The organism is Baekduia sp. Peel2402 (assembly GCF_052567285.1).
The window spans coordinates 2,807,508-2,828,951 of sequence record NZ_CP199582.1 but is presented as its reverse complement, the minus strand read 5'-3'; the positions used below and the strand labels follow the sequence as shown (position 1 = coordinate 2,828,951).

At 69.4% G+C, this 21,444-nt stretch carries 20 protein-coding genes; 13 read left to right on the top strand and 7 right to left on the bottom strand.

The genetic code is table 11. The features are described 5' to 3' along the window. Nucleotides 1-233 precede the first annotated feature (233 nt). The 3 genes from ACT01A_RS13815 to ACT01A_RS13805 all read left to right on the top strand — a co-directional run bounded on the left by ACT01A_RS13815 (nucleotide 234) and on the right by ACT01A_RS13805 (nucleotide 3,106). Nucleotides 234-425: a hypothetical protein gene (locus ACT01A_RS13815; protein WP_445147669.1), complete on the top strand. Its 192-nt coding sequence runs from the start codon at nucleotides 234-236 to the stop codon at nucleotides 423-425. A 345-nt stretch (nucleotides 426-770) separates the two neighbouring features. Next, nucleotides 771-1,613, top strand: coding sequence for a hypothetical protein (locus ACT01A_RS13810; RefSeq protein WP_445147668.1), 843 nt, complete (start codon nucleotides 771-773; stop codon nucleotides 1,611-1,613). A 1,100-nt stretch (nucleotides 1,614-2,713) separates the two neighbouring features. Further along, nucleotides 2,714-3,106: a DUF2335 domain-containing protein gene (locus ACT01A_RS13805; RefSeq protein ID WP_445147667.1), complete on the top strand. Its 393-nt coding sequence runs from the start codon at nucleotides 2,714-2,716 to the stop codon at nucleotides 3,104-3,106. A 70-nt stretch (nucleotides 3,107-3,176) separates the two neighbouring features. Here ACT01A_RS13805 and ACT01A_RS13800 read toward each other — a convergent pair whose 3' ends face one another. The 4 genes from ACT01A_RS13800 to ACT01A_RS13785 all read right to left on the bottom strand — a co-directional run bounded on the left by ACT01A_RS13800 (nucleotide 3,177) and on the right by ACT01A_RS13785 (nucleotide 6,836). Further along, a complete protein-coding gene (locus ACT01A_RS13800) occupies nucleotides 3,177-3,569 on the bottom strand; it encodes a helix-turn-helix domain-containing protein (protein WP_445147666.1) in 393 nt (130 codons plus the stop codon). Nucleotides 3,570-3,742: 173 nt separating this feature from the next. Continuing rightward, nucleotides 3,743-5,005, bottom strand: a complete 1,263-nt coding sequence (locus ACT01A_RS13795) for a type II toxin-antitoxin system HipA family toxin (RefSeq protein ID WP_445147665.1) — start codon at nucleotides 5,003-5,005, stop codon at nucleotides 3,743-3,745. Then, the gene (locus ACT01A_RS13790) at nucleotides 4,995-5,327 is read right to left on the bottom strand and encodes a helix-turn-helix domain-containing protein (RefSeq protein ID WP_445147664.1); all 333 of its coding nucleotides are present in this window, start codon (nucleotides 5,325-5,327) and stop codon (nucleotides 4,995-4,997) included. The genes ACT01A_RS13795 and ACT01A_RS13790 overlap by 11 nt, the downstream gene beginning before the upstream one ends. A 75-nt stretch (nucleotides 5,328-5,402) precedes the next feature. Beyond that, a complete protein-coding gene (locus ACT01A_RS13785; RefSeq protein ID WP_445147663.1) occupies nucleotides 5,403-6,836 on the bottom strand; it encodes a hypothetical protein in 1,434 nt (477 codons plus the stop codon). Nucleotides 6,837-7,011: 175 nt separating this feature from the next. Between ACT01A_RS13785 and ACT01A_RS13780 the strand changes: the two genes are divergently transcribed. After that, nucleotides 7,012-9,783 (top strand): DUF7948 domain-containing protein, encoded by a 2,772-nt coding sequence (locus tag ACT01A_RS13780; RefSeq protein ID WP_445147662.1) that lies wholly within the window; start codon nucleotides 7,012-7,014, stop codon nucleotides 9,781-9,783. Between the two features lie 21 nt (nucleotides 9,784-9,804). Here the strand turns inward: ACT01A_RS13780 and ACT01A_RS13775 are convergent, their stop codons facing one another. Continuing rightward, on the bottom strand, nucleotides 9,805-10,182 hold the full coding sequence (locus tag ACT01A_RS13775) for a glyoxalase superfamily protein (protein WP_445147661.1): 378 nt from the start codon (nucleotides 10,180-10,182) through the stop codon (nucleotides 9,805-9,807). Nucleotides 10,183-10,256: 74 nt separating this feature from the next. On the opposite strand from ACT01A_RS13775, the gene ACT01A_RS13770 reads away from it, so the two are divergent. From ACT01A_RS13770 to ACT01A_RS13760, 3 genes are read left to right on the top strand one after another with little or no spacing between them, the layout of a single operon-like run. Beyond that, complete coding sequence (locus ACT01A_RS13770) at nucleotides 10,257-10,730, top strand: MarR family winged helix-turn-helix transcriptional regulator (protein ID WP_445147660.1); 474 nt, start codon at nucleotides 10,257-10,259, stop codon at nucleotides 10,728-10,730. Nucleotides 10,731-10,770: 40 nt separating this feature from the next. Continuing rightward, nucleotides 10,771-11,367, top strand: a complete 597-nt coding sequence (locus ACT01A_RS13765; RefSeq protein WP_445147659.1) for a TetR family transcriptional regulator — start codon at nucleotides 10,771-10,773, stop codon at nucleotides 11,365-11,367. Next, on the top strand, nucleotides 11,367-12,629 hold the full coding sequence (locus tag ACT01A_RS13760) for a nucleotide disphospho-sugar-binding domain-containing protein (protein ID WP_445147658.1): 1,263 nt from the start codon (nucleotides 11,367-11,369) through the stop codon (nucleotides 12,627-12,629). The genes ACT01A_RS13765 and ACT01A_RS13760 overlap by 1 nt, the downstream gene beginning before the upstream one ends. Here the strand turns inward: ACT01A_RS13760 and ACT01A_RS13755 are convergent. Both ACT01A_RS13755 and ACT01A_RS13750 read right to left on the bottom strand, forming a co-directional pair. After that, entirely contained in the window at nucleotides 12,616-12,936 is a 321-nt protein-coding gene (locus tag ACT01A_RS13755) for a hypothetical protein (RefSeq protein WP_445147657.1), read from the bottom strand. The two genes, ACT01A_RS13760 and ACT01A_RS13755, sit on opposite strands and share 14 nt — an antisense overlap. Further along, the gene (locus ACT01A_RS13750) at nucleotides 12,933-14,651 is read right to left on the bottom strand and encodes a PASTA domain-containing protein (RefSeq protein WP_445147656.1); all 1,719 of its coding nucleotides are present in this window, start codon (nucleotides 14,649-14,651) and stop codon (nucleotides 12,933-12,935) included. Before ACT01A_RS13750 ends, ACT01A_RS13755 begins: the two co-directional genes overlap by 4 nt. A 146-nt stretch (nucleotides 14,652-14,797) precedes the next feature. On the opposite strand from ACT01A_RS13750, the gene ACT01A_RS13745 reads away from it, so the two are divergent. The 6 genes from ACT01A_RS13745 (at nucleotide 14,798) to katG (ending at nucleotide 21,413) form a co-directional block, all read left to right on the top strand. Continuing rightward, nucleotides 14,798-15,271: a helix-turn-helix transcriptional regulator gene (locus tag ACT01A_RS13745; RefSeq protein WP_445147655.1), complete on the top strand. Its 474-nt coding sequence runs from the start codon at nucleotides 14,798-14,800 to the stop codon at nucleotides 15,269-15,271. 10 nt (nucleotides 15,272-15,281) lie between these two features. Continuing rightward, nucleotides 15,282-15,704, top strand: coding sequence for a VOC family protein (locus tag ACT01A_RS13740; protein WP_445147654.1), 423 nt, complete (start codon nucleotides 15,282-15,284; stop codon nucleotides 15,702-15,704). Next, nucleotides 15,705-18,095, top strand: a complete 2,391-nt coding sequence (locus ACT01A_RS13735; protein ID WP_445147653.1) for an ATP-binding cassette domain-containing protein — start codon at nucleotides 15,705-15,707, stop codon at nucleotides 18,093-18,095. A 113-nt stretch (nucleotides 18,096-18,208) separates the two neighbouring features. Next, on the top strand, nucleotides 18,209-18,592 hold the full coding sequence (locus ACT01A_RS13730) for an STAS domain-containing protein (protein WP_445147652.1): 384 nt from the start codon (nucleotides 18,209-18,211) through the stop codon (nucleotides 18,590-18,592). Nucleotides 18,593-18,722: 130 nt separating this feature from the next. Next, entirely contained in the window at nucleotides 18,723-19,160 is a 438-nt protein-coding gene (locus tag ACT01A_RS13725; protein WP_445147651.1) for a Fur family transcriptional regulator, read from the top strand. Between the two features lie 69 nt (nucleotides 19,161-19,229). Then, nucleotides 19,230-21,413 (top strand): catalase/peroxidase HPI, encoded by a 2,184-nt coding sequence (gene katG, locus ACT01A_RS13720; RefSeq protein WP_445147650.1) that lies wholly within the window; start codon nucleotides 19,230-19,232, stop codon nucleotides 21,411-21,413. Nucleotides 21,414-21,444 lie beyond the last annotated feature (31 nt).

Sequence of the window (21,444 nt, the reverse complement as noted above, 5' to 3'; positions counted from 1 at the left end):
CTTCCGAGGCCAATTCCAGTTCAAGCTCAGCCGCCGCGCCGATTACCAGTCGAAGGTGCTCGGGGACCGCGGCACCTTGCCGAGTAGGGTCCATTCCGTCCATTGGAGCTAGCTCTCCTTTGGGCCATGCCCCGGGCGGTTCCAGCCGCGCCGGGGCGCTTTACGTCACTCATCCTACCGTAGATACCCTACGTACCCAAGCGGTCGGCACGACGCCGTAGGCTCCGCGCTCCGTGCGCAAGACCTCCGTCAACCTGCCCAACGACATCGACGACCTCATGCGGCGCGCCGCTGCCTCGGTCGGTCAGACGCAGGGGCAGTTCATTCGCGAGGCGATCCTTCTCCGCTGCGCGGTCGCGGCGGGTGAGGTCACCGATGAACTGCGCGGCTTGGCCGCTGGGTTGCGCGACGCAGACGACGCCTGACGCGTCGCGTAGTCCTTCGTTTCGTCCTGTTCCGCAGGTCGGTCCGCGTTCGGGGCCTCTCTCGGGACCCTCCACGGTGTCTTCTTCGAGCCCTGGAGATCCGGGAACCCGATGGCAAATAGTCCGCTGGCGTGGCGTGGCGTGGCGTGGTCGCGTCGGTACGTATCCGACACGACGACGGTGAACGAAGAATTTCGCTCCGCTCCGTTCACCCCCAAGCTATACGGAACGGTATGTCGATAGCTGGCGCTGCCGGTACTCTTCTTAAAGTTCTGATTGACCGGTCGGGGCCGGGTTCTTGACGGATGACCTCTGGATGGCGCACGGAAGGCGACAAGCAAGACCATGACGATCGTAGTTGGCGTTTCTGCGCCTGATGGAATCATCCTGGCTGCGGACAGCCGAACCACGGTGATGCGTCCCGACCACCAAGGCATCGAGCATCCCCGCATCGCCACCGATAACGCCGAGAAGGTCTTCGACGTGTGCGGCGGCTACGCGGTCGCTACGTTCGGGGTCGCCTTTATCGGAGATCAGACGATCGCTGGCGTGATGGCCGAGTTTGAGGCGACCGTCGACGGAGAGGCGAATGGCGAAGACGGCCCGCTGCCGGTACATACCTTCGCAGACCGCCTGGGGAACTACTTCGATGATCGGTACTCCACTGCGCGGGAAGACGCCGGCGACCCTATCCAGTCAGACGAGATCGGCAAGCTCGGCTTCCTCATCGCCGGCTACGACGACGTCGGTGTGGGACATATCTGCGAGGTCCTCATTCCTGATGGCACGCGCACAGAGACGGACCTGAACACCTCCGACAACACCGGGCTGGCCTTTCGTGGCGTTACCGACGTGGTCTATCGACTGCTACGCGGAGTCGACTGGGAAGCTGTAGCACGCGCTGAGATCGCACTCGCCGAAGAGGTCGTCGAGGAACTCGCCAAGATCACGTATCACGTGAATTATCCGATCACGGTGCAGGATGCGGTCGATTTGGCGACCTTTCTCGTTCGCACCACGATCGACATGCAGCGCTTTAGCGACGGGACGAGCGCGGTTCCGGGCGGCTGGTCTTACTGCGGCGGTCCAATCAACGTGATCTCGGTCCAGCAGACCGGTGTCGATTGGGTCTCGCGAACGCAGCTCGAGGTGAGACCGCGCGGCGGAGCGGCCGAAGGCGCCCTCTAGAGGATCAGTGAACGACCGAGGGCGCCTGAAGGGCGCCCTCGGGGGAAGCTGGACCAGCGAGCTTGCCGCTTCGCGCTATTTAGCGGGATTGATGTGTCGCCGCCCGTTGCGAGCTACCAGCCGGCACCAAGTTCGCGGCGCCAGAACGCTGGGAAAACGTGTCCCGCGCAGCATCAGCGGGGGTGTAGGACGGCGACGCAGGCTCCTGCTGGGGAGCACGCGGGAGCGGTTCCTGCTTGCTCTGCTCAGCGAGGTTCTGCATGAGACCACCCATCGTTGTTGAGATGGCAACCGAGCACCAGCGGCCGGATACCCCCGGTTACATCGGCCTGCCGATTGGCATCTTGAAGCACCGCATGCGCGCATGCAAGATTTGGGTGACGTATCTCACCCAACATGGCACGGATTTCCACGGTTTTCGGTCATTCGTCGAGTCGCCGCCGGTTTTCAAGGTTGAGCGCTCAAGCGCTCTCTACACGATCACACGCTCTTGCGAGGGGCACCACGGCCAGAGGTTCAGGTTGTGCCACCTGGCTCTGGTCTGGAAAACACCGACCGTCGTAATCAGACGTTATGCCCTAGACGTGAATGGGGCATGAACGTTTCGAGCGAGCGACGCAGACTCTGCTGCGATCGGGAACAGTTGGCGCGTCTGATGCGCTGGTCGCGTACCCGACCTTCCCGGCCCGCTGAGTTCCTGCGTTGTGTAATGTCGCGCATGAGCACGGGCGTGCAGCGGTGGCGGTCCCGGTCGACTACTCTGGACAGCACGATGAAGAATCGGTCAAGCAGCTACCAGAACGCTTACGACGCGGGATTCCGCGACGGGCTGCGAGGCGTGCTGCGGGGCGGTTATTATCAGACGGCGCCTGTCCGATTGCGCAAGGTGGTTGGCTCGACGCTGAGCGACAACGCGGCCAGACGGTCAGACGTGCAGCGAGCTCGCAACGACGTCCGGCGCGTCGAACGGGTTGTCACCTCCCGATAACACACCTGAGAGGCAGCCCGAGCGGGCTCCTGACGTCGAGCCCGAGTACGTCGAAGGCAGCGTACTCCCTGAACGAGGTAGGGCGGCGCCCAACGATCACCGTCGGCTCGACGTGTTGCAGACGCGTTACGTCAGTCAGCTCCCGTCGCCGGAAGATCTTGAGCGGTACCGCGAGTTGATTCCCGATGCCCCGGAGCGGCTGCTTGCGGGCGGGGAGCGCGAGCAGGCGCATCGACATGAGATCGAGGATCGCCTCGCTGCAATCGACGAAGCGGCCATGCCCAAGTTCTACGAAGGGCAACGTCGTGGCCATTTGATTTCTCTCGCCCTAGGACTTGGTTACGAGGCATTGATGGGTGGCGCCATCATCGCTGGCTACCCGGTAGCAGGGATTGCTGGAGCCGCTACCGGCTTGGCAGCGATGATCTGGGCTATTCGGCGCGACACGGACTCCCCGGAGCCCGGTGCAAGTCAGGGTGACGGGCAGGGGGCAGAAGAGAGCTAGGCAGGGAGGCCAGGCGGGATCGCTCCTCCTCGTAGGCTCCAGGTAGTAGCCAGAGCCGTGCCTAACCTGGCTAGCCGGCAATCTCGGCGATACGACGGTGGTGGCCGGCTCGTGCTGCGTCTAGTCGCTCGTTGGCCTCGGTCATCGTTGCCTCGACTTCGGCCTCGTAGCGCTGCTGCTCGCGCACCATCGCGACCTCTCTCGGGTCGCCGCCCCTCGGCAGCCTGAGGCCGCGGACTAACTCGCTCGGATCGACGTCGAGCGCGTTCGCGAGTTTGAGGAAGGTCCGCAAGTGCATGCTCTTGCGGCCGCGCTCGAACACGCTGATCCGCGTCTGGTCGATCCCGCTCGCGTCGCCAAGCTCCTCTTGCGTCCACCCCAGCGCCTTGCGCGCCCGACGAATCCGCCGGCCCATCTCCACCTGCGCGTAGGCGTACAAGTCCTCCGGCGGCATCTGGTACATCTCGCCGCCCCCTAGAACCTGATCTCGATGTCGCCCGGTGTAGGAACTCCGGAACCATGTCCCGTCGCTCCCGTAGTTTCGTCGGATCACACACGCCGCCCGCTTGGGCGGCGTTGTCATTTCTAGGCGAAGAGCGGCGCGAAGGCTGGCGTTGCGTCGGTGGCCGGCAGCGATCATGCGATCGCGTTGGGGTACCCCTGCAAGGCGTATGGGTTGAGAAATTGACGGCGCCAGAAGTATTGGCGCGCGACACTCGACAACCGTGCGAGGTCGCACACGTCGTTCCATTCGGCGCGGATGATGTCGATCTGGTGGTCGATGATCGCCCGGGCTTCGGCGTCGCTGAGGAGGTAGGTGCTGGCGCCGGCGACGCAACCGGAGAGCTGGCTCAGCCGGTAGCCGTCGGGTCTGATCATCATCGCCTGCGACGCTTCGCCTCCGGCCCTGGCTTGCGGGCATATGTCGTAGGCGGGGGTGAGGCTGAGCACCTCTCCGTCCCAGAACGCGGCGTGGTTGCGTGCGTGATCGTCGGTGTTGCCGACGAGGATGTTGAAGGTGATCCGTGCGAACAGCTCGTGCAGCGCGGCCTTCGCATTCGCAAAGCGCTCACGGATTTGCTGGGCGAGATCGGCATAGCTCGCGTAGCGGGCCAACATCTCGTCGAGTTGGAGGATCGTTAGCGCGGAGACCATCGCGCGACGTTGCGTGGTGTGCGGTATGCGGTCAAAGCGCTCGACGAGCAGGACATCCTTGCCCATCGCCTGTGTGAGCCGCACACCCGCGACCTCGAGACCCGCCCGGCCTGCGAGCTCCATGGCGACGAACTCGCCTTGGACGATCGAGTAGGTATCGGTCGACGAAGAGAACTTCGCGATCAGCTTGCGTCCGTCATCGTCGATGAGCGCTTTGGGACGCGCGCCGCCGACCGAGCTTCCGTGCAGCAGTGCCTGATCGAGGGCGGGTGACAGCGGCATGCCTGTGTCGACGAGGTCGGCCGCTGCGACCAACTCGTCTAACGGCGCGCTGTCCTCGCCGCGAGCGATGTACGTGTCGGCGCTGGCTTGGAAATCCAGGGCGCCGATGCGATCTGAGCCAGACTCGAGCAAGTACGTGAGCGCGTGCAGTGCGCCAGGGTCAGCGCCGCCCGCTCCGGCGCCTAGGAGGTGCTGCATGATGACGCGCTGTCCCCACGCGTCCGGTCCGGCGTCATCGATGCAGCCAGCGATGCGCAGCCCGTCCGCTGGTGCGATGACTCCCGGGCGCAGAGGAAGCTCGGGCAGGTAAAGCGGGATCGCCTGCTCACGATTCAGGTAGCTGCGGCCGTAGTTGAACTCAACGATGTCGCCGACGGTGGTAAGGCGGCCTGCGACGACTGGCTCGGAAGCTCCGGGCAGCCAGGTCCAGACAAAGGCGCCATCGGGAGCGTCAGAAGTCATCGTCTACCTCGCGGCGCGGCTTGCGGACTGCCTGCGGCAGCAGCGCGCTGCGGGCTCGGGTGCGATCGAGATCTAGCGTGAGACGGGAGCGGTCCTCGTAGAAGAGCGGTACACCGACCAATGCGGCAACTTCGAAGACCGTGCCGACCGCTACGCCGAGATTCCCACGCTCGATCTTGCTGAGCGTGTCGGTGGTGATGCCCGCTCGCTCTGCGAGGTCGCGCTGTGACCAACGGCGCTCGCGGCGTGCGACGCTGATCTGCGCGCCAAGGAGCTGTGCAGCTTCTGTGGCGTAAGGAGAACGGGTACGCTCTCGCGTCATCAGCCGATTATATCCGGCTTGAAGTACCCTTATAAGGATAATTTTCGGCTATCAGCTAAGCGGTGCAGCGGCGCCTCAGCCCTCGAGCGCCGTCAGCAGGTCGAACGCCGTGACCTGCGGGGCCGCGCCGAGGGCGGTGGTCAGCTTGGCGGCCGGCAGCCGGGCGGCGACTAGGCGATTTTGCAGCGCGGTCAGCGCGCCGGCCGCCGTGGTCGGGTCGAGCGTGACGTTGAGGCCGGCCCCGCGGAGGATCAAGGCCACGCGCTTGGCGGCTGCCTCCTCCGCGCGGCGGCGGGCGGCGAAGCTGCGCCCGAGCGTGGTCAAGGTCCGGTCTTGGAGCGCGGTCGCCTTGCGGTTGCCGGCCTTGAGCGCGGCGGTTTCGCGGCTGATCGTCGTGTCGATCGCGATCGCGGCGACCTCGGTGGCGCGGGTCGCGCGCAACAGCTTCTGACCGGCTGGCTGGAGCGCGGCACAGACCGCGCCGGGCGAGCCGGCCCCAGCGGAAGCCGGACACGCGGGGAGCTTGGCGGCGGGTGCGCGGACGGGCTTGATCTTCGCCGCGGTGCGGTAGCCGGGCTTGGGTGGATCGGCGACGGTGTCGGCCTCGGCCTTGATTGCCTTCAAGTAGGACAAGCACAACGGCGTACCGAGCGCGCTCATCGTGCCGCCGACCGCGAGGCCGACCGGTCCGGCGGCGGTCAACGCGGTGCCGATGCCCGCTCCGACGCCGCAGGGGTAGAGCGCGCGCTGCATGGTGTCCTTCAGCGCGTCGAGCGCGTTGAGCTTGGCCTGCTTGCGCGCCGGCGTGAAGCTCTTGGGTGGCGTTGCACCGCTGTTCGACGGCTTGCGCGCGCTGTTGGACAGCGTCAGCGTCGCGTGGAGGCTCGCGATGTTGCGCCCGTCAGGCGTCTTGCCGTCCGCGTCGAAGCGGCGCGTGACCGTCGGCCCGCCGAGCTTGGCTTCGACGCCGGCGACCTCCGCCTCGGCGAAGGTCGCGGCCACGGCGTCGGGGAGCTGGTTGACGACGCCCGCGCCTCCGTTCTTCGGGAGCTCGCAGCTGGGCGCCGTTGACGTCGGGTTCGTCGACATCGCGTAGGAGCCGGTGATCGGCATGATCGCCGAGCCGCCGACCGACTCCGTCCCGCGCCACACCGCGTGCAGCGGCGAGAGCGGGCCCTGGGGGAGGGGCGTGCGCGGCACGATCGAGAAGCTGCAGTTCTGATTGGTGTTCGGCGGTGCGTAGGTCGAGGACTGCTGGCCCGTGATGGTGAGCTGCAGGCCCTCCGACTTCACCTGGTCGGTGCCGGTCAGGTGAAACACCTCACGCGCATCCCAGGCGAAGTGCAGCGTCGACTGCCAGGCTGCGGGGTCGCTCGGCTGGTAGATGAAGGTCTCGTCGACCGTGCCCTTGTACTCGACGGTGACCCAGTCGTCCGCGTGGGCGATGGCGGGCGCGAGCGCCAGGACCAGCGCGGCGGTGAGAGCGCAGGTCGCGCACCGGACGGTCATCGCCGCGACTGTAGTCGTATGCGCTGAGGCGTACAACGCAATCGCATACGCGGTTGTGCGTACCGCCGGCTCGACCTGGACGCCCGAGGGGGTGACACCAAGGATCGCGCTCTTATGCTCGGCCGGTCTTCGGCCGTGGGATCGCGGTCATGTGTCGTGCCGGATCGGAGTGGACGTGGGCGCAGCCTCGTGGACGGAGCCAACGCTGGGAGCGCCGCTGCGGCGGGGCGGACGCGGGCGCGGCCGGCTGCTGCGGCTGGGCGCGGTGATCGCGCTGGCCGGTGGCGGCGGCGCGGCTGCGGTGGTCGTCGCGGGCTTGGGTCAAGATGGTGTGGTCGCGCCTGCGCGGCAGGTCACGCCTGCCGCGTTGCCGTTGACGTTCGAGGCCAACCGCGGCCAGGCGCCGGAGGCGATCCGCTTCGTCGCGCACGCGTCCGGGTCGACGCTCGGCTTCACCCGCGGCGACGTGCGCGTCGCCCTGCGCAACGCCCAAATCCGCATGGTCGCCGCCAACGGCGGGCGGCTCGGCGAGCCGTTGGCCACCGAGCCGCAGGCCGCGCGCGCCAACTACCTGATCGGGCCTGACGCCTCACGCCACCTGCGCGACATCCCGACCTATGGGCAGATCCGCTACCGGGCGGTGTGGCCGGGGATCGATCTCGTCTTCCGCGGGACGCAAGGCGCGCTGGAGTACGACGCGCACGTCGCGGCCAACGCCGATCCGACGAAGATCGCGTTGGCGCTGCCGGGCGCGGAGCGGGTCCGCGCGACGCCCGATGGCGGGGTGGTGGCGACCGCCGGCGGGCAGTCGCTGCGGATGGCGCCGCCGGTCGCGTTCCAGCTCGACCCGACCACCCACCGGCGCGTGCCCGTCGCGAGCCGGATGGTCGTTCGACACCACCATGTTGGGTTCGTCCTCGGGCGCTACGACCACGCGCGCCCGCTGGTCATCGACCCGTCGGTCGCGCTGTCGAGCTTCGTCGGCGGCAAGGCCTCCGTGATCACCGCCGTCGGCGCCGACGGGCAGTCCAACGTCTACGTCGCCGGCTCGGCCGGCAGCGGCAACGACCTCGCCACGACGCCAGGCGCCTACCAGCCCGCCCATGCCGGCAGCGCGAGCGACGGCAGCACCGACGCCGTCATCGAGAAGCTCAACCCGAGCGGCACCGCCGTCCTCTACGCGACCTACCTGGGCACATCCGGGTTCGACTACGCCAACGGCCTGGCCGTCGACACCGCGGGCAACGCCTACATCTCGGGGACGACCAATGCCCCCACCGGCTTCCCGGTGACCAGCGGCGCGTTGCAGACGAGCTACGGCGGCAGCTACTCCGACGGCTACATCGCCAAGCTGGACCCGACCGGGGCGCACCTCGTCTACTCGACGCTCATCGGCGGCAGCGGTCAGGACAGCGTCCGCGGTCTCGCGCTCGCGTCCGACGGCTCGGTCTCGTTCGCGGGCAACCTCCCCAACTACGGCGGCTGCACCAGCCAGGGCGGCGCGGTCGGCCGCCTCAACGCCGCCGGCAGCGCGCTGTCGTTCTACACCTGCATCCCGGGTTCGGCGCCCGCGGGCGTCGCGGTCGACGGCACGGGCAACACCTACGTGACGGGGTTGTCACAGTCCTTGTCGTTCGGCTCGATCGCCACGACCCCGGGCGCCGCGCAGAGCGCGTTCTCGGGCAAGGACATGTACGCCAACAACGCGTTCGCCCAGAAGTACTCCACCGCGGGCGCCGTGATCTACAGCACGTTCCTCGGTGGCAGCCCGACCGCCAGCGACTCCGGCACGGCGATCGCGGTGGACGGCAGCGGCAACGCCTACGTGACGGGCGTCAGCACCACCGCGGGCTTCCCCACGACCAGCGGCGCGCTCCAGACCAGCTCGCCCGGCGGCGACGACGCGTTCGCGCTGAAGCTCAACGCGGCCGGCACCAGCGTGACCTACGCGACGCTGCTCGGAGGGACCGGGAGCGACCGCGGGCAGGGGATCGCCGTCGATGGCGCCGGCCACGCGTACGTGACGGGCGCGGCCACGGCCGGCTTCCCGACGACGTCCGACGCCGCGCAGCCCGGCTTCGGGGGCAACTTCAGCGACGCGTTCCTGACCGAGCTGGCCGCCGACGGCAAGTCCACCATCTACTCGACCTACCTCGGCGGCAGCGGCCAGGACATCGGCTACGCCGCGGCGATGGCGCCTAACGGCAACGTGCTCTTCGCCGGCTCGGCGGGCGGCCCGTTCCCCTACACCAACGGCGCGGCCAACACCACGCAGGCGGCGGGCGGCTTCGTCACCGAGGTCGGCACGCCGGTCCCCGGTGGCGGCGGTGGCCTGGGCGGCGGTCAGACCACCACGACGACGGTGACCAACGGCGACGGCACGACATCGACCATTACAACGACCACGCCGGCGCCGCCCGGCCTGGTCGAGACGCTGACCACCTCCAAGGGCGACGTCATCACGATCTCGACGCTCCCCGGCCAGGAGGGCTACGCCGCGCTCGAGCGGCACCTGCTCGGCGGCATCAGCGCCGACGACATGGCGCGCCTGCTGCGCAACGGCGGCTTCTCGGTTCAGATCCCGCTGACCTACCCGGCCTACCCGGGGACCTACAGCGGCTACGGCACCGCGTCGTCGTCCGGCATCCCCGGCTACAACGGCCAGGGCGTCGGCGGCGGGGCGCCCCCCGGCTACGGCTTCGCCACGACGGCCAAGAAGGCCAAGCCCGTCGTGATCTTCCTCTTCCGCAAGACCTACACCAAGCTCGGGACCTACACCGCCAAGGTCAAGCTCACCCCCGCCGGCAAGAAGCTCCTGCTGGCGGCCAACCGTGCCCAGAAGAAGCTGAAGGTCACGGTCTCCGTGAAGGTCGCCGCCAAGGGCCACAAGACGGTCAGGCACCACGGCTCGGTGACGCTCAAGCCCGGCAAGAAGATCAAGAAGTAGCGCCTGCGGACGCCCAGCGACCTACGGGCGCACGATCTGCTGCACCGCCCAACCGTTGCCGTCCGGATCGCTGAGGAACACGAAGCGGCCCCACGGGAAGTCCTGGACGTCGCCGACCTCCACGCCGCGGGCCGAAAGCGCGGCGTGGGCCGCGTCGGCGTCCTCGACCACCAGTTGCAGGCCCTGTACCGAGCCGGGGGCCATCTCCGACATGCCGGTGCCGATGGCGATCGAGCAGGCCGAGCCGGGCGGCGTCAGCTGGACGAAGCGGAGCTCGTCGGAGACCTGGTGGTCGTGGTCGGCGTTGAAACCGAGCTGCTCGACGTAGAAGGCCTTGGCGCGGTCCACGTCGGAGACCGGAACCTGGACGAGCTCGAGGCGCATGGTGATGTCGCTCATGGTGTGCTGACTTCCTTCCGGGGGTGGGGAGTAGACTTCTCAGCTGCCATATATCTTAGCTACTAAGAGATCTGATGTCCAGTCGCTCCAATACCAAGCAGAACAAGATCGACGCCCTCGTCGACGCTTTCCGCCTCAACGGCAACCTCGACCGCGCCTTCGACAACCACGCCGCCCGGCGTCTGGGTGTGAACCTCACCGACCTGCACTGCCTGAGCATCATCCAGAGTCGCGGCGGGGTCACCGCGGGCGAGCTGGCGGCCGAGGCGGGGCTCACCACCGGTGCGATCACGGGGGTGATCGATCGCCTGGAGCGCGCCGGCTACGCCGCCCGCGAGCGGGATCCCGGCGACCGCCGCCGCGTGGCGATCGCGGTCACCCCGGCGTTCTACGCCGCCGCCGACCAGGTCTGGGCTCCCGCCAAGCAGGACTGGGACGCGACGCTCGCCGCGCGCTTCACGGCCGCCGAGCTCGACCTCGCCCTGCGTCTGCTCGAGGTCACCAACGACGTGGCACGTCGCCAGCTCGAACGGCTGGCGTCGGACTGACGGTTGACGCGGGGCGGCAATTCGCTTTACCGTCGTTCCAGTGAAAGTGCCAGCCTCGCGCCCCTACCGGATGCAGGCGCGTGCCGAGGCCCAGGCGGCGACGCGCGTTCGCATCCTCGATGCCGCCGCCGAGCTGTTCATGGCGGGGTGGTACGACGAGGTCACGCTGCGCGCGATCGCCCGGTCGGCGGGCCTGTCCCAGCAGACGGTGATCAACCACTTCGGGACCAAAGAGGCGTTGTTCACCGCCGCGCTGGAGCGGTTCTCGGCGCAGCGACGTGCGCAGCGGGAGGCCCCGGTCGACGACGTCCCCACGGCGATCGCGCTCGTCGTCGCCGACTACGACCGGATGGGCGACGCGAACGTCCGCGCGCTGGCGCTCGAGCACCGCGTCGAGACCTTGGCGGCGGCGCTCGACGGCGGGCGGGCCAGCCACCGGGAGTGGTGCGAGCGGACCTTCGCGGGCGCGCTCGACGCCCTGCGCGGGGCGGATCGGCGGCGGCGCCTCGCGCAGTTGCAGGCGGCCACCGACGTGTTGATGTGGAAGCTCCTGCGGCGCGACCACGGGCTCTCGCGCAAGCAGACCGAGCGTGCGATGGCCGAGCTCGTCCAGGCGCTCTACCCGAGGAGGAGCTGATGGCGCGGTACCTGTTCTGCCTGTGGGACGGCGGCGGATGCGTGCCACCGCTGCTCGACGTCGCCGCGGCGATGGTGGCTCGCGGGCACGCCGTGCGCGTGCTGGCCGACCCGGTCCTGCGACCCGACGTGGAGGCGTCCGGAGCGCAGTTCGTCGCTTGGACGCGGGCGCCGCACCGCGACGACCGAACGCCGGCCTCGGAGTTCATCCGCGACTGGGAGCCGAGGACGCCGATGGGCGGCCTGGCGCGGATTCGCGACCGGTTGGTGACCGGCCCGGCGGCGGACTTCGCGACCGACGTGCGCGACGAGTTGGCCCGGAGCCCGGCCGACGTCGTGGTCCCCGAGCTCCTGCTGCTGGGCGCCGCCGTGGGTGCGGAGGCTGCCGGCGTCCCGGTCGCCGTGCTGAGCACGACGGTCCACGTCGTCCCGACCCCGGGCGTGCCGCCCTTCGGACCTGGCTTCCTGCCCGCGCGCGGCCCGCTCGGGCGCGGCCGGGATCGGCTCTTCGGCGCTCTCGGCGCCGCGCTCTGGAACCGCGGGCTCCCGGCGCTCAACGCGGCGCGCGCCGCCAACGGGCTGGGCCCGTTGGACGACGTGTTCGACCAGCTGCGTCGCGCCGACCGGACCCTCGTGCTCTCCAGCGCGGCCTTCGACTTCGCGGCGGGCCACACGTCGGAGGCCGTCGTGCACTGCGGGCCGCGGATCAACGATCCCGTCTGGGCCGAGCCGTGGAGCGCCCCGCCGGGCGATGCGCCCCTGGTGCTCGTCGCGATGAGCTCCACCAACCAGGACCACGCCAAGACGCTCGGCCGCGTCATCGAGGGACTGGGCCGCCTCCCGGTCCGCGGGCTCGTCACCACGGGCCCGGAGCTCGATCCGACGCTGCTCGACCCGCCGGCCAACGTCACCGTCGTCCGCAGCGCCCCGCACGTCGCGGTGCTCGCCCACGCCGCCGCGGCGATCACGCACTGCGGCCACGGCAGCGCATCCAAAGCCCTCGCCGCGGGCGTGCCGCAGGTCTGCATCCCGATCAGCCGCGACCAACCCGACGTCGCGGCCCGCGTCGTCGCGGCGGGCGCCGGCGTCCGGCTGCGCCCGTGGGCTCGGCCCGCGACCGTGGCGCGCGCGCTCTCGAAGATCCTGGACGACCCCGCCTACCGCCGCGGCGCCCAGCGGCTGGCGGCCGCGCTCGCGCACGAGCGTGTCGAGGATCGCGCGGTGGCCGAGCTGGAGGCGCTCACGGCGATCAGAGGTCGGTGATCGCGATGGCGATCATCTTGGCGGCCTCGCGCGCCGCGAACGGCTCGTCGAGGTTCGGCGGCACGTCGAAGTGCCAGACCGAGTAGCGCTCGGTCAGCGGCGTGCCATCGGCCAAGACCATCTCGGCGACGACCTCCGCGTCGCCGTCGCTGCGCTCCAAGGTCAGCGAGCGCAGCGTCCGGCCGTGTCTCTCCATTTCGCCGCGCAGCGGCGCTTCGTCGGCGAGGACCTTGCGTACTCCGCGCAGGCACTCGTCCTCGAAGGCCGCGCGGCGGGCGGCGAAGTCGGCGTCCGCGTCAGCGCTCACGACTGGTACGACCCGTAGAACGAGGTGATGATGTCGCGCGGGTCGGGGTCGATCCCGCGCTGGAAGAAGTTCACCAACACGCTCCGCGCGCAGTGCACGGGCTGACCGGTCAGCGCGTCGATGACGTCGTAGAAGGACTGGAAGATCCAGGACGAGTCGTCGTCCTCATCCGCCGGCAAAGGCACCGGATCCTGGAGCGCCTCGAGGGTGTTGGCCTCGTCGGTGGGTCCATATCCGCGCTTGGTCTCGATGTGACGATAGCCCCAGTACCGCGTCCCCCACCAGAGGCGGATCGTGCGTGGCGTGTCGTAGAGCACGTCGTAGCCAGGGTACCCCGCGGGGGCGGGCGCCGGACGCGGCTCGAACCGCGGGTCCGGGCCGCTGTAGCCAGGCGGCGCGACGCCGGGGTCGCCGGGCGTCGGCGAGTCGTCGGGGCGGCAACGCTCATCGGGCCGGGTCTTCGCACGTGAATTCGGCGGGTTGACGTAGACCTTGATCGTCGTGTCCGGCTCGACCGTCGCGTCGTCGCCCGGGTTGGACCAGACCGGGTCCTCCATGCCCGCGTCCAGGACGGCGTCGGGCAGCTCGACCGGGGTCGGCGAGAGCCCGAGGCTGGTGAGGCAGGCCTCGAAGTGCGCCTCGGACTCGCCGTCCAGCACGTTCGGGACGTTCACGAGGTCCTTCGTCGGGTCGGCGTGGCAGCGTGGGGCCAGCTGATGCTCCAGCCAGAGGCGCAGCTTGGTCGAAGACGGATCGTTGAGGACGTCGGTGGCGGCGTCCCCGAAGTCCGAGCGCGACGGGGTCGGCGGCGCCGGGACTGTGGTGGAGCCCGTCGTGTCGGTCGTGCTGGCGGGCGCCGGGGGCCGGTGGTGCCCGATGAACATCTCGGGCGTCCGGATGTAAGCCTCGATCGGCTGCGGTGGGCTGCTGCTGCAGCGGTAAGGCGTCGTGCCGTAGCGGACGATCACCGAGCGCGGCTGCACGATCCCGAATCGGCACATGTTCCCGGAGACCGCTCCGTGCCAAGCGTAGCTGAAGAAGTTGTAGCCGAACGGGTTCTCCTCGGCCCAGCTGAGGTAGTACTCGCCAGGGTGCACGACCGGTCCGGCGTCGCTGGCGATGTGGTAGTCCTCGCTCCAGGTCAAGCGGTTCCACGTGACGCTGGAGATGTAGGACTCGGTGTTGGGGTCCTCACCGCCGAAGAACCTCAGGTACAGCGCCTTGGCACCGGTGCCGATCACGTAGCCGGTTCCGAAGGCCCCGACCGCCAGGGCGGCCGGACAGAGGATCGCGGTGCTGCATAGCTCCGGGATCGCGGCCGCGCCCTCCTCCACGAGGACGGTCGTCGACGCGACGGCGTCTGCGGCCTCGCCGGCGGCGCCGGTCGCGGCGTCCATCGCGGCCTCCTCGGCGACCATCGACTCGGCGCTGGCCTGCCAGCCGCCTGGCGGTGCTGTCACACCGTCGGGCGGGGTCAGCGTGATGTCGCTCTGCGGCGCGAGCTGCTGGAAGTAGTTGATGACCTGAGCGCCGCCTTCGGGCGTCGCGCAGTCCGGGCACTCGGCCGCGGCGGCCGGGTCCAGCAGCAGCGGCTCCGCCTGGGCGGCGCGCGGGAGCACGGTCAGCGCGAACGCGGCGGCCAGCGCTGCCAAGGACATGGCGAGCACCAAGCGGCGTGCATCGACGACGACGGACCTGAGTACGGTGCCCCTCATGGTGTCACCAGCTAAGCATGCAGGCTTGCTGAAGACAAACAGGATGTCTGAGCGATCGCGGGATCTGCAACCTTCCTCAAACGTCCCCTTCTCTGCAGCCCGGTTTCACGTGCTACCAGCTGTGTGCGCCCGCTCGCCGAACGCCCATGCGTCATCACGTATGTGCCACGATCCCCTCCGTGCCGCCGCCTGACCAGCAGCACCTCCAGGACCTCGCCTGGCTGCGCCGGGTCCGCGATCGGATCGATCGCGAGTACGACCAGCCGCTGGACGTTGAGGCGCTCGCGCGGGGTGCGCACATGTCGGCCGGCCACCTCTCGCGCCAGTTCAAGGCCGCGTATGGCGAGTCGCCGTACTCCTACTTGATGACCCGCCGGATCGAGCGGGCGATGGCGCTGTTGAGACGGGGCGACCTCACCGTCACCGAGGTGTGCTTCGCCGTCGGTTGCCAGTCGCTGGGCACCTTCAGCACGCGCTTCACCGAGCTGGTCGGCGTGCCGCCGTCTCAGTACCGCAAGGACAACGAGCAGCGCGACACGGATGGCATCCCCGCGTGCGTCGCCAAGCAGGTCACGCGGCCGATCAGGAATCGAGAAGCGCCTGCGCCGACCCGCGCGTAGCGTCACGACCATGAGCAACGACAACGCCACCATCACCATCCACTCGAGCATGCTGCCCCACCACGACCCCGAGGCGTCGCTGGCGTTCTACCGGGATGCGCTCGGCTTCGAAGTCCGCCAGGACGTCGGCTACGAGGGCATGCGCTGGATCACGGTCGGCCCCGTCGGCCAGCCGGACACGGCGATCGTCCTCTACCCGCCGACGGCAACGCCCGGCATCACCGAGGACGAGCAGCGCACGATCGCCGAGATGATGGCCAAGGGCACGTTCGCCTCCGTCAACCTCGCGTCGCCCGACCTCGACGCGCTCTTCGACCGCCTGCAGGCCACCGGCGCCGAGGTCGTGCAGGAGCCGACCGACCAGCCCTACGGTCTCCGCGACTGCGCCTTCCGCGACGCGGCGGGCAACCTGCTGCGCATCCAGCAGGCCTAGATGGCTACCAAGAAGGCCGCGCCCGCGGCCCACGTCGCCGACGCGCACGACCTCATCCGCGTCCACGGTGCGCGCGTCAACAACCTCCAGGACGTCTCGGTCGACCTGCCCAAGCGACGCCTCACGGTCTTCACCGGCGTCTCGGGCTCGGGCAAGAGCTCGCTGGTCTTCGGCACGATCGCGGCCGAGTCACAACGGCTCATCAACGAGACCTACAGCGCGTTCGTCCAGGGCTTCATGCCGACGCTCGCGCGCCCGGACGTCGACGTCCTCGAAGGCCTGACGACCGCGATCATCGTCGACCAGCAGCGGATGGGCGCCGACGCGCGCTCGACCGTCGGCACCGCGACCGACGCCAACGCGATGCTGCGGATCCTCTTCTCGCGCCTGGGAAAGCCGCACGTCGGGCCGCCGAGCGCGTTTGCCTTCAACGTCCCTTCCGTCAAAGGCTCCGGCGGCCTCACGGTCGAGCGCGGCGACAAGACCAAGACCGTCAAGGCGACGTTCTCCCGCACCGGCGGCATGTGCCCGCGCTGCGAGGGCCGCGGCAAGATCGACGACATCGACCTGACCCAGCTCTTCGACGACACCAAGTCGATCAACGACGGCGCGCTGACGATCCCCGGCTACAGCATGGACGGCTGGTTCGGTCGCATCTTCAACGGCTGCGGCTTCTTCGACTGCGACAAGCCGATCAAGAAGTTCAACAAGAACGAGCGCCACGACCTCCTGTACAAGGAGCCGACCAAGATCAAGGTCGACGGGATCAACCTCACCTACGAGGGCCTGGTCCCGAAGATCCAGAAGTCGATGCTCTCCAAGGACGTGGACTCGCTGCAGTCCCACGTGCGCGCCTTCGTCGAGCGCGCGGTCACGTTCACGACCTGTCCCGAGTGCGACGGCACGCGCCTGGCCGAACCGGCGCGCTCGTCCAAGATCAAGGGCATCAACATCGCCGAGGCCTGCGCGATGGAGATCCGCGACCTCGCCGCCTGGGTCGCCGAGCTGGACGAGCCTTCCGTCGCGCCGCTGCTCCAGACGCTCCGCGACACCCTGAACTCCTTCTCCGAGATCGGCCTGGGCTACCTCTCGCTGGACCGCGCCTCGGGGACGCTCTCCGGCGGCGAGGCGCAGCGCGTGAAGATGGTGCGCCACCTCGGCTCCGCGCTGACCGACGTCACCTACGTCTTCGACGAGCCGACGATCGGGCTGCACCCGCACGACATCCAGCGGATGAACGACCTCCTCATCCGCTTGCGCGACAAGGGCAACACGGTCCTCGTCGTCGAGCACAAGCCGGAGGCGATCGCGATCGCCGACCATGTTGTAGATATCGGCCCGGGCTCCGGCGGCAACGGCGGCACGATCGTCTACGAGGGCGACCTCGACGGCTTGCGCGCCTCCGGCACGGTCACCGGCCGCCATCTCGACGACCGGGCCCAGCTCAAGGACGCCGTCCGCGAGCCCATCGGGACGCTCGAGGTCCGCGGCGCCTCCACGCACAACCTCCAAGATGTAGATGTCGACATCCCGCTCGGCGTCCTGACCGTCGTCACCGGCGTCGCGGGCTCCGGCAAGTCCTCGTTGATCCACGGCTCGGTCGCACCGCGCGACGGCGTCGTCGCCATCGACCAGTCCGCGATCCGCGGCTCGCGCCGCTCCAACCCCGCGACCTACTCCGGCCTGCTGGACCCGATCCGCAAGGCCTTCGCCAAGGCCAACGGCGTCAAGCCCGCGTTGTTCTCCGCCAACTCGGAGGGCGCCTGCCCGGTCTGCAACGGCAACGGCGTCATCTACACCGACCTGGCGATGATGGCCGGCGTGGCGAGCGTCTGCGAGGAGTGCGAGGGCAAGCGCTTCCAGGCCGCGGTGTTGGAGTACAAGTACGGCGGCAAGGACATCGCCGAGGTGCTCGCGCTGTCCGTGGACGAGGCGACGGCCTTCTTCGCCTCGGACGGCGACGCGCCCACCCCGGCCGCGTACAAGATCGTCCGCCGCCTGGCCGACGTCGGCCTCGGCTACCTGCGCATCGGCCAGCCGCTCACCACGCTCTCCGGCGGCGAGTCGCAGCGGTTGAAGCTCGCCACGCAGATGGGTGAGAAAGGCGAGACCTACATCCTGGACGAGCCGACGACCGGCCTGCACCTGGCCGACGTCGAACAGCTCCTGCGCCTGCTGGACCGGCTCGTCGACGATGGCAAGTCGGTGATCGTGATCGAGCACCATCAGGCCGTGATGGCGCACGCCGACTGGATCATCGACCTCGGCCCGGGCGCCGGCCACGACGGCGGCACGGTCGTCTTCGAAGGGACGCCCGCGGACCTCGTCGCGCAGCGCTCCACGCTGACCGGCGAGCACCTAGCGGGGTACGTCGGCGTGCCCGCGGCCTAGCCAGGGCGGGGCAGACCTGTCAAGGTCATCAATGCAGTACGACCACCGCATCTGCGTCGAGGGCCGCTTAGCGACCGTTCCCCGTGCACCTGCTTCACGCCGGGAGGAACACCATGCCCAAGATCTTTGCTGTGACCGAGACGAGCCCCAGCCCGGGCCGCGCGGTCTTCGCCGTCGTCGGCGAGCTGGATCTCGCGACCTGCGGTGAGCTGGCGTCCGCCGTGGACGACGCGCTGCGCCGCACCCCGGCGCCCGCGATCCTCGTCGATCTGAACGAGCTGGAGTTCTGCGATTCCTCGGGGCTGACCGTGCTGCTGCGCTCCGTGCGCCAGGCGGAGATGCGCCGGATCGAGCTCGCCCTGACGCGCCCGCCTGAGCCGGCGTGGCGCACCTTCGAGCTGAGCGCGCTCGATCAGGTCCTGCCGTTCGTGGACGACGCCGCCGTGGTGGCGGAGCCCGCGCCCGCGGCAGCGTCCGCAGCAAGCGCCACCGGCTAGTCCTCTCCTGAACCAGGAGATCGTCCGGACCAGGGCCCGGCGGCTGTGTGGCGCCCGCGGCGCGGCGTTCAGCTCGTGACGCGCGGACCTAATCTGGACTCGTTCCAGAATCTGTGAGAGACTCCACCACGTGCCGGCGACCCCTGAACTCGAGCGCGTCCTGCGCGGGGCTTCCCTGCGCGTGACCCGCCCGCGGTTGGCGGTTCTCGGCGTGGTCTACGACCACCCGCACGCCGACACGAGCACGATCATCGACCAGGTGCGCGTCGACCTCGGCGACGTCTCCCAGCAGGCCGTCTACGACGTTCTGCGGGCCCTCGACGAGGCGGGCTTGGTCCGGCGGATCCAGCCGCCGGGCTCGGTCGCGCGCTACGAGTCGCGGGTGGGCGACAACCACCATCACCTGGTCTGCCGGTCGTGCGGCGCGATCGAGGACGTGGACTGCGCCATCGGCGCCGCGCCCTGCCTCGAAGCCGCCGACGACCACGGCTTCGTCATCGAGGAGGCCGAGGTCGTCTACCGCGGCCTCTGCCCGGCGTGCGCGGTCGCGACCGCGCCCGCGATCTAGAAGAACAACAACACGCACAAAGGTTCCCCCGTGTCTGAGCACCAGCATCCCGACGCCGTCGTTCGCGAGATGAACGAGCCCGAACAGGACGGTTGTCCTGTCGCGCACGACCGCTTCCCGCACCCGACCGAGAGCGGCGGCAACCACGAGTGGTGGCCGCAGCGCCTCAACCTGAAGATCTTGGCCAAGAACCCGGCGGTCGCCAACCCGCTGGGCGAGGACTTCAACTACGCCGAGGCCTTCAACGCGCTCGACCTGGCCGCCGTCAAGGCCGACATCGCCGAGGTCCTGACGACCTCGCAGGACTGGTGGCCCGCCGACTTCGGCAACTACGGTCCGCTGATCATCCGCATGGCCTGGCACAGCGCCGGCACCTACCGGACGACCGACGGCCGCGGTGGCGCCGGTGCCGGTCAGCAGCGCTTCGCGCCGTTGAACTCCTGGCCCGACAACGCCAACCTCGACAAGGCGCGCCGCCTGCTGTGGCCGGTCAAGCAGAAGTACGGGCAGTCGCTGTCGTGGGCCGACCTGCTGATCCTGTCGGGCAACGTCGCGCTGGAGTCGATGGGCTTTGAGACCTTCGGCTTCGCGGGCGGCCGCGAGGACGTCTGGGAGCCGGACGAGGACGTCTACTGGGGCCCCGAGACCACGTGGCTGGGCGACGAGCGCTACACGGGCGACCGCGAGCTCGAGTCCCCGCTGGGCGCCGTCCAGATGGGCTTGATTTACGTCAACCCCGAGGGCCCCAACGCCAACCCGGACCCGCTGGCCTCCGCGCACGACATCCGCGAGACGTTCGGCCGCATGGCGATGAACGACGAGGAGACGGTCGCGCTGATCGCCGGCGGTCACACGTTCGGCAAGACGCACGGCGCAGCCGATCCGGACCCGCACGTCGGCCCCGAGCCGGAGGGCGCGGACCTCGTCGAGCAGGGCCTGGGCTGGAAGAGCAGCTACGGCTCTGGCGGCGGCGCGGACGCGATCACGTCCGGCCTGGAGGTCACCTGGACCCAGACGCCGACGCAGTGGTCCAACCACTTCTTCGAGAACCTGTTCGCCTTCGAGTGGGAGCTGGAGAAGTCCCCGGCCGGCGCCCACCAGTGGGTCGCCAAGGACAGCGAGGCCGTGATCCCGGGCCCGGCGTCCGACTCGCCGACGCGTCGCCCGACGATGCTGACGACCGACCTGGCGCTGCGCATCGACCCGGCCTACGAGAAGATCTCGCGCCGCTTCCTGGAGAACCCGGACGAGTTCGCCGATGCGTTCGCGCGCGCCTGGTTCAAGCTGACGCACCGCGACATGGGGCCGATCCAGCGCTACCTCGGCCCCGAGGTCCCGGACGAGGTGCTGATCTGGCAGGACCCGCTGCCCGCCGCGCCGGCCGAGACGATCGGCGACGCCGACGTGGTCGCGCTGAAGTCGCAGATCCTCGCCTCGGGCCTGACGGTCTCGCAGCTGGTCAAGGCGGCGTGGGCGTCGGCGTCGACGTTCCGCGGCGGCGACAAGCGCGGCGGCGCCAACGGCGCGCGCGTCCGGCTGGCCCCGCAGAAGGACTGGGAGGTCAACGACCCGGCCGAGTTGGCGGAGGTCCTCGGCAAGTTGGAGGAGATCCAGAAGGGCTATGACAAGCCCGTGTCGCTGGCGGACCTGATCGTCCTGGGTGGCGGCGCCGCGATCGAGCAGGCCGCGCGCGACGCCGGCCGCGAGGTCGTCGTCCCGTTCTCGCCCGGTCGCGTCGACGCGACCGACGAGCAGACCGACGCCGAGTCGTTCGAGTGGCTGGAGCCGAAGGTCGACGGGTTCCGCAACTACGCCAGCGGCCCGCAGCGGCTGCCGGCCGAGTACCTGCTGATCGACCGCGCCAACCTGCTGACGCTGAGCGCGCCGGAGCTGACCGTCCTGGTCGGCGGCCTGCGCGCCCTGGGCGCCAACACGGGCGGCTCGGCCGACGGCGTCCTCACCGACCGCCCGGGCACGTTGACGAATGACTTCTTCGTCAACCTGTTGGACAACGACATCGAGTGGCGCGGCGCGGACGGCGGCGCGAGCAAGCTCCGCTTCGAGGCGGTCGATCGCGCGTCCGGCGCCGTGAAGTGGACGGGCACCCGCAACGACCTCGTCTTCGGCTCGAACTCCGAGCTGCGCGCGCTGGCCGAGGTGTACGCCTCCGCCGACGCGGCCGACAAGTTCATCGCGGACTTCGTCGCGGCCTGGTCCAAGGTCATGGACCTGGACCGCTTCGACCTGGCGTAGCTGTCGCGTGGATGGCGGGGATCCGCGAGGA